A 17457-nucleotide genomic window follows, 5' to 3' on the forward strand; every position below is an offset into this window, starting at 1 on the left:
TTGTGGGTTTTGTTTCATTTATCTCTCCCTTGATAGTAGTATGACTCCAAGCCCGGCTCCTCAGCCGGGCTTTTTTTTGCCGCGCCATTCACGCAGGAAGTGTTGCGCAGACAGACCGAATCCGGCCCCCACAATATCCGCCGCTACATCCAGCCAGTCGGCAGAGCGCCCCGGCACAAACAACTGGATACCCTCGCTAAGCAGGGCAATAAATAATAGAAAGGCCGCTGTTCGCACATAAAAGCGTCTTTGCGGCCAACCGAGCAACAGACTCCAGGCCAGCCAGGCAAATAACAGCATGTGGACCAGTTTGTCGGTGGGCAGTCCCGACGTGTTGTCGAGCTCAGATTGCCAGCCAAGAATCTCTGCGATACCAGATTGAATTGCCTCAAGCGTATTGCCTGGCAGGCTGAGAAACAGCATCACCAGCAACAGAGCGATGGCAGCGTGCAATTTACCCGGGCTCATGTAGCCCCCGGCTGACACCATCGTTATACTGGCGGTGAACAGACACTTTTATTCGGACGGAGGATACAGCCATCATGTCTGATGCATTTAAAAAGGCCCTGCAGGAAAAATCCGCGGAATTGGCCGAAGAGCGGAGAAAACGTGAGCAACTAGAGAAGGCAAATGGCAAGGCCCCAGAACTGCCGGACATCAAGCTGAACTGGGGCAACAAGCCGACGAAGCACTGAACCACGCAGTGCCGGCTAATGCGCTGCCAGATCAGGCGCCTGGCGCGTCCGCACTCGCCTGATCGACCAGTGTCTGCAGTTCGCCATTCTGGAACATATCAGTGATGATGTCACAGCCGCCAACCAGCTCGCCGGCAACCCATAGCTGGGGAAAAGTCGGCCAGTTTGCGATACCTGGCAATGTTGCGCGTATCTCAGGATTGGCAAGTACGTCGACGTAGGCGAAACGCTTGCCGCAGGACATCAGACACTGTACCGCCTGAGCAGAAAACCCGCACTGCGGCTGGTCCGGCGACCCCTTCATATAAAGCAGGATATTGTTGCCGCTGATCTGATCACGAATGGTCTGTTCTACACTCATAAAACCCTTACCTGTTGGTACATTGACTGAAGTTGCGTCATTCTACATGAAATGACTGGCAATCGATAATTGCCCCCATGACAAAAAATGCTAATATACGACGCTTGGTCGGAGGGTAGCGCTCGCTGCCCTTTTTAGTTTTAAAGCTGGTATCACCATGACGACTCGACATTTTCTGACACTGCTGGATCTTACGCCACAGGAATTGCACAACATCATTCACCGGGCCATCGCACTGAAAAAAAGCCCTACCCTGCGCGATGAAACGCTGAAGAACAAAACGCTGGCGATGATTTTTGAGAAATCATCCACACGTACACGTGTATCCTTCGAGGTGGCCATGACCCAGCTGGGCGGCTCCTCACTGTTTCTGTCACCCTCGGATACCCAGCTGGGCCGTGGCGAGAGCATAGAGGACAGCGCTAAAGTTCTGTCCCGAATGGTCGATGTAATCACCATCCGTACATTCGAACATGCCAAGCTGGAGCGCTTTGCCCGAAACTCGTCTGTACCTGTGATCAACTCATTGACTGACGATTTTCACCCCTGCCAGTTACTGGCAGACATGCAGACGTATTTTGAGCACCGCGGCGACATCGCCGGCAAAACCGTGGCCTGGGTCGGTGACGGCCATAATATGTGCCAGTCCTACATCAACGCTGCGCGACAGTTCGATTTTGAACTGCGAATCGCCTGTCCTGAGGGGTTTGAACCCAATCAGGACATGCTTGACGCGAACAGCAACCGGGTCAGCATCGTGCGCAATCCGGCAGAGGCAGTCGCCGGGGCGTCACTGGTTGCCACCGATGTATGGGCATCAATGGGCCAGGAAGAAGAACGCCGCCAGCGGCTGGAAAAATTCCACGGCTTTCAGGTGACGCGTGAATTAATGGCACATGCCGCCTCCGACGCGCTGTTCATGCATTGCCTGCCCGCCCACCGTGGCGAGGAAGTCAGTGCTGAAGTGCTGGACGATCCAGACAGTGTGGTCTGGGACGAAGCAGAAAACAGACTTCACGCTCAAAAAGCGCTGCTGGAGTTTCTCTGTAACGCCAGGTAGGACTTGATGGCCAGAGGCTTGCAGGCTAATGCTGGAAAATGACAAGGATGTGTAACTGACAACAACCGTGGAACTAATTTCAAATCCAACATGAGCAACGCGACCATCACAACCTTATTGTTCTGCCTGCTTTTGTTAGCCCCGCTTTTTTACGTTTTCAGGCGCTGGCAGCCAAGCCAGGCCAGCAGTCGTTCACGCCGTGACCAGCTCAATGAACAGTCCATGCGCATCCTCTCCAGCGCTGTGGAACAGAGCCAGAGCGGCGTGGTCATTGCCGACTGCTCAGGCATCATCGAATACGTGAATCCCCGCTACACGCAGATCACCGGCTACAGCAATGCAGAAGCTGTCGGGCGCATCGCCGAGCTGATGAACAACGAACAGCTGACAGACCCCAACAACCTGACCATGCAGGAAGCCATGCAGCTTGGCAGTAGCTGGGAAACCTTCATGGTCAGCTCCCGCAAGAATGGCGAACGCTTCTGGCAACAGGTAACTGCCTCCCCCATTCATGACGACCTGGGCGCGCTAAGCCATATCGTGCTGAACATTGAAGACATCAGCGAGCGCGTGGAAACCCAGGCGCAGATGGAACAGCTTGCTTTTTATGACCCGTTGACTGGCCTCGAGAATCGCCGTCTGTTTAAGGACCGTCTGGAACAGAGCCTCAAGCATGTGCGTCGAAGCAAAAAGAGCACGGCACTGCTGTTTATCGACCTGGATCAGTTCAAGCGCATCAATGACACGCTGGGGCATGATGCCGGCGATGAATTGCTGACCACCGTCGCCAGGCGACTGCGTGAGTGCGTGCGCGAAGAAGACATCGTGGCACGCCTGGGTGGCGATGAGTTCACGATACTACTGGCGGACATCAGTCACGCCGACGACGCAGGTCTGGTTGCCCGCAAGATACTTCAGTCACTGACCGAGCCGATTCAGCTGGGTGCCCAGGAAGTGACTGTCAGTGGCAGTATCGGTATCACCATTGCACCTGAAGACAGCATGAACGCCAGCGTATTGATGCGCAATGCCGATCTGGCCATGTACCGTGCCAAGGATCAGGGCCGCAACAATTTTCAGTTTTTCACCGATGACATGAACATCGAGTCGCAGGCGCGCATGTCGCTTGAGAATGAACTGCGGCTGGCAGTATCGAATCGCGATTTTGTGGTGTTTTTCCAGCCACAGATCAATCTTGCCAACAATAAGATCTGTGGCTTCGAGGCGCTGGTACGCTGGCGACATGAACAGGTTGACCTGATTCCGCCAGATCGATTCATACCGGTAGCCGAAGAAACGGGCCTGATTATCCAGGTTGGAGAAATTGTTCTGCGCCAGGCCTGTGCGCAGATAAAGGCTCTGCAAGTGGCCGGCCTGCACGGCTATACCGTTGCTGTCAATCTGTCAGCTCGCCAGTTTCGCGACTCCAACCTGGTCAGCCTGGTTCGTGAAGTACTGACCGAAACCCAGCTTGAACCACGCTGGCTGGAGCTGGAAATCACCGAAAGCATGCTAATGGACAATATCGAACAGGCCATCGAGATTCTGACCGAGCTCAAGAAACTCGGTGTTACGGTGACCATCGACGACTTTGGCACCGGATATTCATCACTCAGCTATCTGACACAGTTGCCTGTGGATAAACTGAAAGTTGACCGCTCTTTTGTCAGCAACCTGCCTGAAAGCGCCCGCCACACCGCCATCACGACTGCCATCATCGCAATGGCGCAGCGCCTTAAACTGCAGGTCGTCGCCGAAGGCGTGGAAACGGCATCACAGGCGAATTTCCTGCTCGACAACCAATGCAACATCCTGCAGGGATTTCTGTTCTCACCACCGGTCAATCCCGAATCCCTGGATCAGACGCTTACTCAGCTTGGGCTGATGCTGGAAACAGGAACTGCCCGCTGCCCCGCCTGAACCCTTTGTATTGCCAGATCTGAAATCCCACCACTATATATAGTGTTCGATTACACAAAAAATCACACCTTATCCACAAGATATTCACAGAAAAAGCACTTGCAATAAGACCAATAGCGCACTATCTTGTGTGTTGTCCGCAAAAACCGACTATATATAGTAGTTTTCCTGTTTGGCATCCGTCATTACTGCTGTGTCGACAGCCTGTCGCCCGGAAATGACGATTTTTGACACAAGACCTGTACCAAAAAACAGCACAACGATATTCAGAAATTTGCTTCTACCTTAACAATAACATCATTGCGTTCATGGAGAATCCAATGCAGACCAATACCCCCAGCTACGGCAGCACACCCACCGCTCAACGCGCCGCGCCGCGGGCAGAACAAGACCTGCCGGCGACTGCGCCTGGCCAACTGCGGGTCATCAAGCGCAATGGCGCCGTTGTGACCTACGATGAGTCAAAAATCGTGGTGGCCATCACCAAGGCCTATCTGGCCATCGAAGGTGGCACGGCTGCTGCCTCGGCACGAGTCCGTGAAACTGTCAGCAAGATGGCTGCACAGATCAGCACCATCTTCAAGCGTCGTATGCCGTCCGGTGGCTCCATCCATATTGAAGAGATACAGGATCAGGTCGAGCTGGCACTGATGCGCACTGGTGAACACAAGGTGGCTCGCGCATACGTACTGTACCGCGCGGAACACACACGCCTGCGTGAACAGCAGCGCAGCCGCGAACAACAGCAGGAAACCAGTGTTCAGGTCACCTACCCTGACGGCAGCCAGGCGCCTCTCGACACCGTTCGACTGCGCACTGTCATTGATGAAGCCTGTGTCGGACTGGAAGGCGTCTCTGCAGATGCCATCTACGAAGAAACGCTGCGCAACCTTTACCCTGGGGTCAAGCTTGAAGACGTTCGCACCTCTGCGGTGATGACGGCACGTACGCTGGTTGAACAGGATCCAAATTATTCCTACGTCACTGCACGTCTGCTGCTAGACACACTGCGCAGTGAAGCGCTGGGTTTCCTCGGTCTGACTGACAGTGCAACTCAGAGCGAAATGAACTATCGCTATCCAACCGTGCTGCGCCCCTATATTGAAAAAGGTGTGGAACTTGGCCTGCTGTCACCTCACCTGCTGGAGTTTGACCTGGATGTGCTGGGTGAAGCCCTGAAAGCCGAGCGTGACACGCAGTTCACTTACCTGGGCCTGCAGACTCTGTACGATCGCTATTTCATCCACAGCGAAGGCGTGCGTTTCGAGTTGCCGCAGATTTTCTTCATGCGGGTCGCTATGGGTCTGGCCAGCAACGAAACCGACCGTGAAGCACGTGCCATCGAGTTCTACAATCTGATTTCCAGCTTCGACTACATGGTATCAACACCGCAGCTGTTCAATTCCGGCACCCTGCGCCCGCAGTTGTCTTCCTGCTTCCTGACCACCGTGCCAGACGATCTGCATGGCATCTACAGCGCCATCAAAGACAACGCCATGCTCTCCAAATGGGCTGGCGGTCTGGGCAATGACTGGACTCCCGTGCGTGCACTGGGCGCCAACATCAAAGGCACCAACGGCAAATCCCAGGGCATCGTTCCATTCCTGAAGGTCGTCAACGATACGGCTGTCGCGGTCAACCAGGGTGGCAAGCGCAAAGGAGCGGTCTGTGCCTATCTGGAAACCTGGCACCTGGACATCGAGGAGTTCCTGGAGCTGCGCAAGAACACCGGTGATGACCGTCGTCGTACTCACGACATGAATACGGCCAACTGGATTCCCGACCTGTTCATGAAGCGCGTGTTTGATGACGGCGAGTGGACACTGTTCTCGCCCAACAATGTACCTGAACTGCACGACCTGCATGGCGAAGCATTCGAGCGCGCCTACGAAGAGTACGAGCGCAAAGCAGCTGCTGGCGAAATGGAAATCTACAAAACTGTGCGTGCCAAGGATCTGTGGCGCAAGATGCTGTCCATGCTGTTCGAGACCGGACACCCGTGGATCACTTTCAAGGATGCGTGTAACGTGCGCTCACCACAGCAGCATGTCGGCACCATTCATTCATCAAACCTGTGTACGGAAATCACACTGAATACCAGTGCTGACGAAATCGCGGTCTGTAACCTGGGCTCGGTCAACCTGGTCAACCATGTCACCGAACAGGGTCTGGACACAGAGAAACTGCAGCGCACCATCAAAACTGCTGTGCGCATGCTGGATAACGTTATCGACATCAACTACTACTCGGTGCCACAGGCGGAAAACTCCAACCTCAAGCACCGTCCGGTGGGCATGGGTGTGATGGGTTTCCAGGACGCGCTGTACGCCCAGCGCATAGCTTACGGTTCCGACCAGGCGGTTGAGTTTGCTGACCGCTCGATGGAAGTCATCAGCTACTACGCCATTCAGGCGTCCACTGATCTGGCCGAAGAGCGTGGTCCCTACCAGTCCTACAAGGGCTCACTGTGGGATCAGGGTATCCTGCCAATCGACTCGCTGAAGCTGCTGCAGGAAGTGCGGGGCGAGAAGTACCTGGAAGTCGATATGGGTCAGACCCAGGACTGGGAAGCACTGCGACAGCGCATTGCCCAGACTGGCATGCGTAACTCAAACGTCCTGGCAATTGCACCGACTGCGACCATCGCCAATATCTCGGGTGTATCACAGTCAATCGAACCGACCTATCAGAACCTGTACGTCAAATCGAACCTGTCGGGCGAATTCACCGTGGTTAACCCCTACCTGATCCGCGACCTGAAGGCACTGGATCTGTGGGACAACGTCATGGTTAACGACCTGAAGTACTACGATGGCAGCGTGCAGCAGATCGATCGTATCCCGCAGCACCTTAAAGATCTGTACGCCACTGCGTTCGAAGTCGAGCCCCGCTGGCTGGTGGATGCCGCCAGTCGCCGCCAGAAGTGGATCGATCAGGCACAGTCGCTGAACCTTTATATCTCGGGTGCCAACGGCAAGAAGCTGGATATCACGTATCGCATGGCCTGGCTGCGCGGTCTCAAGACTACCTATTACTTGCGCTCCCTGGCGGCAACCAGCACCGAGAAGTCGACGGTCGCGGGCAGCAAATTGAATGCCGTTTCCAGTACACCAGAGCCAGCACCGGTACCTCAGGCCTGCTCTATCGATGACCCTGACTGCGAAGCATGTCAGTGATAATAAATTTCAAAATCAGGGGGTTAACATGATTTCTTGGGATGAGTTCTACGACGATCCGACTTCAGTGGACGACGGCAAGGCGGCGGCAAAACCAGCCCAACCCGCTCGCGCCACCTCACAGTCGGCAAATGCTGCTGCCGGTCAGACGGCAGCAACTGCTGCGGCGCAGGCCAGCCACAACAGTGTCGCCTCATCGGTGGCACCACGTGTCTCCGAACAGACAGCGTCCAGCTACAATGAAGCGCTGGCAGCCGCTCGAACCATGCAGGCCATGGACGAGGCACTTGCGCCAGAGCCAGCCCAGACGGAACTGCCTGCCAACGCATCTTCAGATGCCAAGGCTGAAGCCAATAACCAGCGCGTTCTGGCACAGGCTCACGCCGAGCTGGAGAAGCTGGACATCAGCGCCGGTCAGCAGGAGCTCGAAGAGTGGACGGAACGCGTATCCGTTGACGACAAGCGCATGATCAACTGTCGCGCTGACCTGAACCAGCTGGTGCCGTTCAAGTATGACTGGGCCTGGCAAAAATACCTTGATGGCTGCGCCAACCACTGGATGCCGCAGGAAATCAACATGAACGCGGATATCGCGCTCTGGAAAAGCGCCAATGGGCTGACGCCGGACGAAAGACTTATCGTCAAGCGTAACCTGGGTTTCTTCTCCACCGCCGATTCGCTGGTTGCCAATAACCTGGTGCTGGCCATCTATCGCCTGATCACCAATCCGGAATGCCGTCAGTACATTCTGCGTCAGGCATTTGAGGAAGCCATCCACACCCATGCCTACCAGTACTGCATCGAGTCACTGGGTATGGACGAAGGTGAAATCTTCAACATGTACCACGAGATCCCTTCGGTCGCAAAAAAGGCTTCCTGGGGTCTGAAGTACACTCAGGAACTGAGTGATCCCAACTTTACGACGGGCACACCAGAAACCGACAAGGCACTTTTGAAGAACCTGATTGCCTTCTATTGCTGCCTGGAAGGTATTTTCTTTTATTGCGGGTTTACCCAGATTCTGTCCATGGGTCGCCGCAACAAGATGACGGGTACTTCCGAGCAGTTCCAGTACATTCTGCGTGACGAGTCCATGCACCTGAACTTCGGCATCGACATGATCAACCAGATCAAGATCGAAAACCCGCAACTGTGGGACGATGCCATGAAGCGTGATGCAACTCGAATGATACTGCAGGCTACCCAGCTGGAAATTGAATACGCGCGCGACACCATGCCACGCGGTGTATTGGGTATGAACGCTGTCATGATGGAAGAGTATCTGCAGTTCATTGCCAATCGTCGTCTGGTCCAGATTGGACTGCCCGAGCAGTTCAAGGGTGTGAAGAACCCCTTCCCATGGATGTCGGAAATCATGGATCTGCGCAAAGAGAAGAACTTCTTCGAAACACGTGTCATCGAATACCAGACTGGTGGTGCACTGAGCTGGGATTGATCGGGCAGAGTTAACACATCGGGTCCGGCCTGGGTGGTCTTTCGCCATACCATCCAGGCCGGATACCGCTGTGTCTTGAACAACCCTGTCCAAATGAGTCTATATCTATGTCTGGCACACACCTGTCTGACGGCGACATGTCCGCTACCTCCTCCCAGCTCACCGGGCTCTCCAGCGCAGGCGGCGCCGTTCTGCTGGCAGCAGGCTTTAGCCGACGATTCGGTAGTGTCAAGTTGGCAGCCAGGCTGCCTGACGGAGATACCCTGTTCGCAAGAACACTTCACAATTTGTTGGCAGCAGCTCCGGAAGTGATTGTGGTTGGCAGAGCTGAATTGGCACAACAGGGCGTCTATGAAGACGTGCAATCCGCTGACCCGCGCCGGGTGAAACTGGTCATGTGCTCCCAGGCCGAGGAAGGCATGGGCAGAACGCTGGCGACCGGGGCATCGCATATTCCGGCCCACTGGCCCAGTTGCCTGATCTGTCTTGCTGACATGCCCTACATCGCTACCGAAACCTACCGTCAGATACTGCGACACTGCGCCCCGGACAATATTGTAATCCCCAGTTTTCAGGGACGCCGCGGCCATCCTATCGGTTTTGGACAAACGTTTTTTGAGGAACTGCAGAACTGCCACGGTGACACCGGCGCGCGAAACCTGCTTAGCTCCCGACCCGAAGCAATACGTCCCCTGCCCGTTAACGATCCTGGCATTCTTCAGGATATCGACCAGCCGGACGATCTGGCCTAGAATGGCGCCATGACTGCGATCTTACAGACCAACCAGATTAATCTACGTCGTCTCTGTGCGCTGACGGTGCTTTGCTTAATCGCTGCCGGCTTCAGTTCGATGGTGCCAGCTCAATCGTTCAACGAACCGACGCTGAACAATCTCCGCAATCCAGTGCTGGAAATAAACAGCTCGCTGGGCGATATTCAGCTCGAATTGTTTCCCGATGCTGCACCACAGAACGTCGAGCGGGTCCGGCAGCTAGCTGCGCCAGAGCGCGCCTACTATGACAATCTGACCTTCCATCGCTCAGTCAACAACACACTGATTCAGCTCGGTGCACCAGAGCGGGCGGGACGCGAGCGTCCAGCAACCACGGTACCTGATGAAATTAACGCCCGTGGTCTGGGCCTGGAACAGCAACAGGTGCTTGACCCGGGCGGCAGGCCCCATGCCTGGCTGAATATCCGGGACCAGATGGATTTTCAGGGCAAGCTGTTGATGCCACTTTATCGTCGACTGAATATCAGAAATGAGTCGCAGCTGATACAACGCCAGGATGAAGTGCTTGGGCAGTTGCGCAGCATGAATCTGTTGCAGGCTTATGAGCAAATGGGCTATCGCTATGATGGCACGCTGGCATCCCGCCGGCCGCTGGCAGGCAGTGTCGTGATGGCGAACTATGGTCCCAATACCAATGATGGCGAACTGGTCATCCTGCTAAGAGATGCGCCCTGGCTCACAGGCACCCACACGGTGGTGGGTCGAGTAGCCTCAGGCATGGACGTTGTCGAGCAGATTGGTCGTTATCCGAATGCCAGTGTACGTGTGTATCAGGTCAGACCCGTTAGCGCTACTCCCGCGGAGGACACAATCAATAATGGCCAAACCACCCCGTAGAAAAAGCAAAGCCCGAGCTGTAAAAGCAAGCACTGCACTAATGCCAATGAGCCTGACAGCCGGGCTTTTCCTGGGCTTCGGTCTGGGCGCCCTCGCCAGTAGCGTTTTGTGGATGACGCTTGCCGGTCTGGCGGTGGGCGCTGCCATTGGTTATCAAGTCGACAAGCGCAATGGTATTGCCTACACGCGTGGAAAGATCTCGCGTCGATAAGGCGGCAATGAATCCAGAATGGCCTTGCCATAGAACTTGTTCACCAGTCGCTCATCAAGGATGGTGATACGTCCACTGTCAGTTTCGCTGCGCAACAGTCGACCGGTCGCCTGAACCAGTCGAAACGCTGCTTCCGGCACCGACAGGGTCATGAATGGATTTTTACCCTGCTGTTGCAGCCATTGCGACAGCGTCGCCTCAATTGGGTCGTTAGGGACCGCAAACGGTATTTTGGCGATGACAACATGGCGACAGTAATCGCCGGGCAAATCTACCCCCTCAGCAAAGCTGGCCAGTCCAAAAATGATACTGGGCTGCCCCTTGTCGATTCGCTGACGATGGTAAGTCAACAGTTGGGCTTTTTGATAATCATCCTGATTAAGCACGTGTTCACGCCAGGGCGCTTTCAAGCCATCCAACACATCCTGCAACTGCCTGCGTGAACTGAAAAGCACCAGCGTTGCCTCGGCAGGATCTATCAGCTTAGGCAGCCAGCTAATGATGGCGTCGGTGTGAGCCGCCGCATTGCCCGGATCACAGTTCATTTTAGGGATGGTCAGCCGTGCCGCAGCTGCGTAGTCGAAAGGACTGTCGATATGGTGATAGACCGTATGGGCCGGCAAACCGCTGCGCATCGTCAGCACGTCAAACTTGCCCAATGCCGACAGTGTTGCCGAAGTCAGCACGGCACCGGCACAGCGCGACCACAAATGTTCCGTCAAGGTGCGGTCAGCCAGCACAGGACTGCTGTTCAGCGACAGGTCTTTATTTTCGCCGGCGTCCAGCCAGGCCATCCAACGCGCGGCTGGCGCACTTTCCTGCCGATCCTGGGCCGCAAAGGTCTGCCAGAGTTTTTCTGCGGCCTCGGCGCGGCTGGCCATACCACCGAGAACCGGAAACCATTGTTCTGCCTGCTGACGCTCTGGAAGCGTCTGGGCATCCTCAATCAAACGGCGCAGGTGAGTCACTATCTCCTTCAGACCTCGTGTCAGGCGAAAATGCCCGGCCGCCATCTGCACAGCCTGCTCGCGCACCTCATCCGGCACTCGCCCCAGTTCAAAACTGAAGGTGCCCTCGCCTTCTTCCGGGCAAAGCGGCTCCAGCATCAAGCGCGCATCCACCAGCAATTGCCGCAACTGCTGGACAACCGGATCAAGTTCACGTGATTCGCGGCGCAGGGTATCATTGTCGGGAAGGCGAGTGTCGGCCACCAGCTTGCTCAATGTTTTACTGACTGTCTCCAGCCATTGCAGCGAACCGTTCAGCCTGGTGCTGGCCGCAAAATGCTGGTTAGCCTTGACCGGTAAATGGTGCGCTTCATCAAATATATAGATGGTGTCTTCCGGCGCTGGCAGAATTGCGCCCCCGCCAAAGGCCAGATCGACCAGCACCAGATCGTGGTTGGCAACCACACAGTCTGCGCTTTGCACCTGATCGCGTGCCTGATAGAAACAGCAACGACTATAGTTGCTGCACTTCTGGCCAGCACATTGCCCTGCCTCGACCGTCACCGGTCGCCACTCGTCTTCCCGCAACACGCCTTCCCAGTCGTCCCGGTCGCCCTGCCAGCTACCGTCAGCAATTTTGTCCAGCATACGCTGGTACAGAGCCTGGTTTTCGCGCCCGTCGGCGCCCATATCACCCACCACCTCACCAAAAAGTTCGAACAGCGCGTTCTCACTGGCGTTACCCTTGAGAACCTGGTCAAGACGCGACAGGCAGACATAGCGCCCCCGGCCCTTTGCCAGCGTAAAACTGAAGCTTAAGCCACTGTGTTTGAGAATGTCGGGGAGATCGCGCTGCGTCACCTGCTCCTGCAGCGCAACGGTTGCGGTAGCCAGGACCACCTTTTTATTCAGATGTCTGGCCAGTGGCAATGCGGCAAGGACATAGGCCAGGGTTTTGCCGGTGCCGGTCCCGGCTTCGACCACACAAATGGGCGGCGTATGCACTTTACCGTCTTCATCCGGTTCATCGTCCACTTCCACTTCGCTCAGTGCGCGGGCAATCTCGGCGATCATCAGCCGTTGGCCATAGCGCGGTCGCAGCGACTTGGCTGAGACAATCTGTTTATAGGCGCGCTGGATTTCATCCTTGACTTCGGTGGGGAGCATTAACTGGCAACTTGATAAGACTGTGCTGTGATTATAGCACCTGTCTGGTATGATACGGGGCCGATCAGGGAGAGCAGCCTTTATGACTTCTTCGACACCACATGATGACGCAGTAACCCAGCAGGAGGCAACCAGCCAGCCTGATACGCCCACCGCAGACGCCACCGAAAGTCGTCCGGCGCGGCCATCTGTGTCCGAACAGGAAAAGCTGCAAAACGCGATTCCCAATACATCATATAAAGACCTGCCGACATTGCTAGTGTTGCAGACCCGCCTTGCAGCCCTGATGAGCGAAGAGTCTCGTGCAGACGACCCCGCCCTGCAGGCACTGGCCAGTACAGTTGCCGAGCGAATTGCCCAGCACCACGACTGGCAGGCATCCATGGTGTCGGAGGTCGAAAAGTCCCAGGCAACACTGCAACAGTTGCTGACTGATGGACGTTTGCGTGAAGCACAGAGTCTTTGGGATCGCAATCAGAATACATTAAAGAAGCTTACAGAAACTGAACAGCTGCGCCTGCAGGAACTGCTCGCCCCGCTGAAAGCCGAGCTGACCAAATTACTGGACTGGAAGAAGTTCGCGGCATCAGAAAAGAAACGCGAACTGATCGAAAAAATGCGAGCGCTGACAACTGACGAATCAGCCCCCGCTGCCAAGGCCAAACTGATCCGTGAACTACAGGACGAATGGAAACTGCTGGGCCATTCAGATGACAACGATGAGCTTTGGCTGCAATTCAGTGAGCTGGGCAAAACTGCATTTGAGCCCTGTAAAGTCTATTTCAAAGAACGTAAAGAGAAGCAGGCAGCCAACCTGATAGCCCGCACCAATATCTGCGAACAGCTTGAGGCATACGTCGCCACCCTCGCTGACAAGCCTGAACAGGCAATTGATCTTCAGGAAGCGGTCAAACTGGAACAGCAGGCACGCACCGACTGGAAAAAGTTTGCGCCAGTTGCCCAGAACAAGATCAAAAGCCTGCAGCAACGATTCAATAACGTCCTGAATGCCCTCAAACAACAGAAGCGCTCTGCTCTGCAATTACACAACGCGCAGAAGCAGGCGCTGATCGACCAGGCCAAAGCGCTGGTTGAAGAGGCTGACCTGGCGGCGGCCATCAATCAGGCAAAAAAGTTGCAGGCAGACTGGAAAGCTCTGGGCCCGGGCTCCTACCAGGATGACCGCAAACTCTGGACCGAGTTCAGAGGTGCCTGCGATGCCTTGTTCGCACGCCGTGACCAGGTGTCACGCGAGCAGCGCAATCAGGGTAATAAAGCTGAGAATGAAGCGCGCAAGATCATTGGACAGCTGAATGCACTGATGGCCCTGGACGACGAGCAGTTCGCTGACGCCAGAGCTCAGTACAACGACCTCAGCAAAGCTTTCAGGGCAGCACTTAGCCCCGACATGAAGGCGCAGCGCAAGAACCTCCAGGATCAGTTCAATAAACTGGCCAGACGGTTTGATGCGAGAATGAAAACGCTGCCCGACAGAAAAACCATGCAGCTGATGCAGTTGATTACGGCACGTGCGGAGTACTGTCAGAAACTCGAAGCAAAGCTGCTGGGCAAAAAAGCGGTCACCGAGACTGCCGATGAAATCACTACTCAGTGGCAGGCCTTTGACTCAGTGGGTGACCCGGCACTTGGCAATCTGCTCGAACAGCGACTTCAACAACTGCTTGCTCACGTCGCCGCAGCCCCGGACGACGGCAAGACTATCAAGGCAGCCGCACGGCAACAGGCAGACGCGATGCGATTACTCTGCGTGGATGCCGAGATCATGTGCGGGGTGGATTCCCCTGCCAGCGATAAAGCACTGCGCATGCAGCAGCAGCTGAACCAGCTTCAGAAAGGTCTGGGAAGAATGCCAGCGACCCAGAAAGAGCGTCTGGAGAATGTACAGCAGGCTGAGATGCATCTTATCTGCAGTGGTCCGCTAACCGAGATGGATCGTGCCTCGTTTTCAGAGCGACTGCAACGCGTCCGTCAACGTGCCTGAAACAACTTTTAACGCCGGAAGCGGCTGACCACCGGGTTGGCATACATACGCAGAGCCAGCGGCTGAATTTCTTTCGGCATGGCCGCTATGCGCTGCTGAAACCGTTCGGTCACCGCTGCATCCTGTGGCAGGCTGGCAAGCTGTTGCTCACCTTCCTCGTTTAATGCCGGCAGATCACTATCGCCCTGTTCACGCAATTGTCGATAGGCCATCAGATTGGTCTGTTGCAGACGGTAGTTATTCACGACCTGCTGATCAATCATTGCCGCGACCTGTTCATCATCGTCGGTTTCAAGCTTCAGCTCTGATCCGAACGCAACATGCACATCACCCTTGAATCCAACCATACCCGTTACGATACTGTCGATATCACTCTTTTCGGTTTTGATATACGTGCCGGTTGTCTGTTTCTGATATAGCTCATCGGCTTTCATCGCGTCACAGGGATCAAACTGGTAAGAGATGGAAACCGGAACAATGTGCAGCTCATTAAGTGACTGCGCCAGACCCGCGCTGCGCTTATGCATGGCGAGCATTTTCAACAGCGCCGTTTCGGTCCTGTCAATGCCATCTTTGGCGCGACCTTCTCGCTGGGCAATCCAGACATTGCGATTGATTTCCACGCAATGATGAATATAGGCCGATAGCTGCTTGCTCGATTTCAGCAGCTCGCGTCCTTTCAGGGAGCGTTTAACAATAAAGCTTTTGTTCAACCGCATCAGATCTGTAACAAATGGTCGCTTGAGCAGGTTGTCGCCAATCGCAATATAGAGTGTGTCAAAACCCGCGTGATACAGCATGTAATTGACAAATGCCGGGTCCATTGCGATGTCGCGATGGTTGCTGATAAAGAGATAGGATTTGTCCTTCGATAACTGGTCGAGACCGCTGTGGGTCAGCGCGGTTGTGGTTCGCTCGATCATGCGATCCATATAACCCGCAATGACATCCTGCATCGTTGCCACGTTGTGAACGCTTTGCAGTTGCTCACGCAACTTGCGTCGTGCCAGAAATTCCAGCACTGCTGGCAGCATGCGATGCGCCCGCGGGTAATTAAAATGAGCAATACTGCGGATAAAGTCTTTGTCGGACAGTAACTGGTCCAGAACTGGCCTGATCTCGTCATCGTGATAAGGACGAATATCGTGAAATGGATCCTGTTGCTGTGTGTCTGCTAAAGACTCTGTCATTAGTTATTCAGCCATGGCGATGCGAGTGCGCGCGATTCTACTCATTTTGCCAGTTTCAGGCAAACTGACTCGATCCATTGCTCCAGTGCATCCAGTATCTGCAGCTTATCTGACTCGCTGCCAAGCTCTTGACGCAACAAAGAAATCTCCCGGCGGCACTGTTGCACACTGAGACCAGCCAGGGTGTCGGTATCATCAGGTTCTGCCAGCTGCAGCCGCTGCCTGCAGAATTCCTGCCAGCGCTGCTGCTCAGTTACATCAAGCGTGGACGGGAAATTGCGCGCACGATAGCGAAACAGCATTTCCGGCAATCGCCCATCGCGAAACTGAGCCGTTATTGCAGAAAACTGTTGTTTCAAGGTCTGCACGTCGAGCTGCCTGACCTTCTGTAGCAGGCGTTTATCAGCGTCGCTGAAAAAACCACCACTGTAGATCATGAAGTCTGGATCAATCTGCACAGATGGCACCTGCTCACTGACCATGGCACTGGCAATCCGGCGCATGAAGTCCGGCTGAGAATGAATTTTCTCCCAGTGTTGGCGAGCAACTGACATGTCAATGCCCAGTTCCTGCATGCGCTTCTGGTCCAGTGTCGCCATTGGTGCCAGCATCGGGCTGCGATTGAGGTGGACCGTGGTCACCGGCAGGCGTCGCTCCCCTTCCGACCGCTCCGACGCAGGCGTGAACATCGCCTGCCGGAGTGCCGCCTCATCGCAGTCAAGCCAGGGCCCGGGATCGATCATCAGGTCGTAAAGCAAGACACCGTTTGCGTCGCTTGGGTGCGCAGCCAGTGGCATGGCAATTGTCAGGCAGCCCTGTGCAACGGGGTACATGCCACTGACGTGCAACACTGGCCGATGTGAGGCCAGATCCAGCTGTGCACTGACACTGTGTTTGCGCCGCAGCTCAAATGCGAAATCATAAAGTTTCGGTTGCGACTGTCTGACACAGCGAGCAAGACCGATAGTGGCACGCACATCAGCCAGCGCATCGTGTGCGTTGGCATGATCAATCCCGTTGGCCTGGCTCAGGTCCTCAAGACGGAATGAAACACCTCCGTCGCTTCGTTGCGGCCACTGCAGGCCCGCGGGACGCAGGGCATGACAAAGGCGCATCACATCCATCAGATCCCACCGGGAATTGCCATTCTTCCACTCACGTTCGTAGGGGTCGTAAAGGTTGCGATACAGCAGCTGACGCGTCATCTCGTCATCGTAACGAATACTGTTGTAACCCACGCCACAGGTTTGTGGCTGGCTAAACTGCGCGTGAATCTGTCGGATGAACTCCGCTTCTGGCAGGCCTTCTCGCTGCGCGAGTTGCGGCGTAATCCCGGTAATCAGGCAAGCCTGAGGGTGAGGCAGATAATCGAGGGCCGGCTGACAGTAGATAATCAGAGGTTCACCAACCTCATTCAGATCCATGTCAGTGCGAATACCGGCAAACTGGCAGGCACGGTCGCGGCGTGCGTCCGCGCCAAAAGCCTCATAGTCATGCCAGTAAAGACTGGGCCCTGAGCCATTGCCTGGGTGTCGGGGGTGCTGATTCGAAGTCATGGCTCCGGAATATAGCACGAAGGCCGGTTATTGAAGTGCCTCAAGTGGTGTAAACTTGGCGACAGAAATCATTCGCCCGGATTTG

At 55.2% G+C, this 17457-nt stretch carries 14 protein-coding genes; 9 read left to right on the forward strand and 5 right to left on the reverse strand.

Annotated features, from left to right (window positions below):
* Positions 1-60 precede the first annotated feature (60 nt).
* The gene (locus QGM61_RS05570; protein WP_281132252.1) at positions 61-468 is read right to left on the reverse strand and encodes a VanZ family protein; all 408 of its coding nucleotides are present in this window, start codon (positions 466-468) and stop codon (positions 61-63) included.
* A 74-nt stretch (positions 469-542) separates the two neighbouring features.
* On the opposite strand from QGM61_RS05570, the gene QGM61_RS05575 reads away from it, so the two are divergent.
* Positions 543-695, forward strand: a complete 153-nt coding sequence (locus QGM61_RS05575; protein WP_281132253.1) for a hypothetical protein — start codon at positions 543-545, stop codon at positions 693-695.
* Between the two features lie 31 nt (positions 696-726).
* On the opposite strand, the gene grxD is transcribed toward QGM61_RS05575, so the two are convergent.
* Positions 727-1056, reverse strand: coding sequence for a Grx4 family monothiol glutaredoxin (gene grxD, locus QGM61_RS05580; RefSeq protein WP_281132254.1), 330 nt, complete (start codon positions 1054-1056; stop codon positions 727-729).
* 157 nt (positions 1057-1213) lie between these two features.
* Between grxD and argF the strand changes: the two genes are divergently transcribed.
* The 7 genes from argF to QGM61_RS05615 all read left to right on the forward strand — a co-directional run bounded on the left by argF (position 1214) and on the right by QGM61_RS05615 (position 10510).
* Positions 1214-2116: an ornithine carbamoyltransferase gene (gene argF / locus QGM61_RS05585; RefSeq protein ID WP_281132255.1), complete on the forward strand. Its 903-nt coding sequence runs from the start codon at positions 1214-1216 to the stop codon at positions 2114-2116.
* Positions 2117-2206: 90 nt separating this feature from the next.
* Positions 2207-4036 (forward strand): putative bifunctional diguanylate cyclase/phosphodiesterase, encoded by a 1830-nt coding sequence (locus QGM61_RS05590; protein ID WP_281132256.1) that lies wholly within the window; start codon positions 2207-2209, stop codon positions 4034-4036.
* A 320-nt stretch (positions 4037-4356) separates the two neighbouring features.
* On the forward strand, positions 4357-7212 hold the full coding sequence (locus tag QGM61_RS05595; protein ID WP_237133986.1) for a ribonucleoside-diphosphate reductase subunit alpha: 2856 nt from the start codon (positions 4357-4359) through the stop codon (positions 7210-7212).
* 265 nt (positions 7213-7477) lie between these two features.
* Positions 7478-8668 carry a ribonucleotide-diphosphate reductase subunit beta gene (locus QGM61_RS05600; RefSeq protein WP_411268288.1) on the forward strand — a complete coding sequence of 397 codons (1191 nt, stop codon included), beginning with the start codon at positions 7478-7480 and terminating at the stop codon, positions 8666-8668.
* A gap of 107 nt (positions 8669-8775) precedes the next feature.
* Positions 8776-9420, forward strand: coding sequence for a nucleotidyltransferase family protein (locus tag QGM61_RS05605; RefSeq protein ID WP_281132257.1), 645 nt, complete (start codon positions 8776-8778; stop codon positions 9418-9420).
* A gap of 9 nt (positions 9421-9429) precedes the next feature.
* Positions 9430-10299 (forward strand): peptidylprolyl isomerase, encoded by an 870-nt coding sequence (locus QGM61_RS05610; protein WP_281132258.1) that lies wholly within the window; start codon positions 9430-9432, stop codon positions 10297-10299.
* Between the two features lie 46 nt (positions 10300-10345).
* Positions 10346-10510 (forward strand): hypothetical protein, encoded by a 165-nt coding sequence (locus QGM61_RS05615; protein ID WP_281132259.1) that lies wholly within the window; start codon positions 10346-10348, stop codon positions 10508-10510.
* Here QGM61_RS05615 and dinG read toward each other — a convergent pair.
* Entirely contained in the window at positions 10480-12624 is a 2145-nt protein-coding gene (gene dinG / locus QGM61_RS05620; protein WP_281132260.1) for an ATP-dependent DNA helicase DinG, read from the reverse strand. The two genes, QGM61_RS05615 and dinG, sit on opposite strands and share 31 nt — an antisense overlap.
* Before the next feature lie 82 nt (positions 12625-12706).
* On the opposite strand from dinG, the gene QGM61_RS05625 reads away from it, so the two are divergent.
* Positions 12707-14626 (forward strand): DUF349 domain-containing protein, encoded by a 1920-nt coding sequence (locus QGM61_RS05625; protein WP_281132261.1) that lies wholly within the window; start codon positions 12707-12709, stop codon positions 14624-14626.
* A gap of 8 nt (positions 14627-14634) precedes the next feature.
* Here QGM61_RS05625 and QGM61_RS05630 read toward each other — a convergent pair whose 3' ends face one another.
* Together QGM61_RS05630 and sbcB are read right to left on the reverse strand one after the other, a co-directional pair.
* A complete protein-coding gene (locus QGM61_RS05630; RefSeq protein ID WP_281132262.1) occupies positions 14635-15816 on the reverse strand; it encodes a 1-acyl-sn-glycerol-3-phosphate acyltransferase in 1182 nt (393 codons plus the stop codon).
* A gap of 41 nt (positions 15817-15857) precedes the next feature.
* Positions 15858-17372 (reverse strand): exodeoxyribonuclease I, encoded by a 1515-nt coding sequence (gene sbcB / locus QGM61_RS05635; protein ID WP_281132263.1) that lies wholly within the window; start codon positions 17370-17372, stop codon positions 15858-15860.
* Between the last annotated feature and the right edge of the window lie 85 nt (positions 17373-17457).

Source organism: Pseudohongiella sp. SYSU M77423, from assembly GCF_029911965.1.
Taxonomy (GTDB): Bacteria; Pseudomonadota; Gammaproteobacteria; order Pseudomonadales; family Pseudohongiellaceae; genus Pseudohongiella.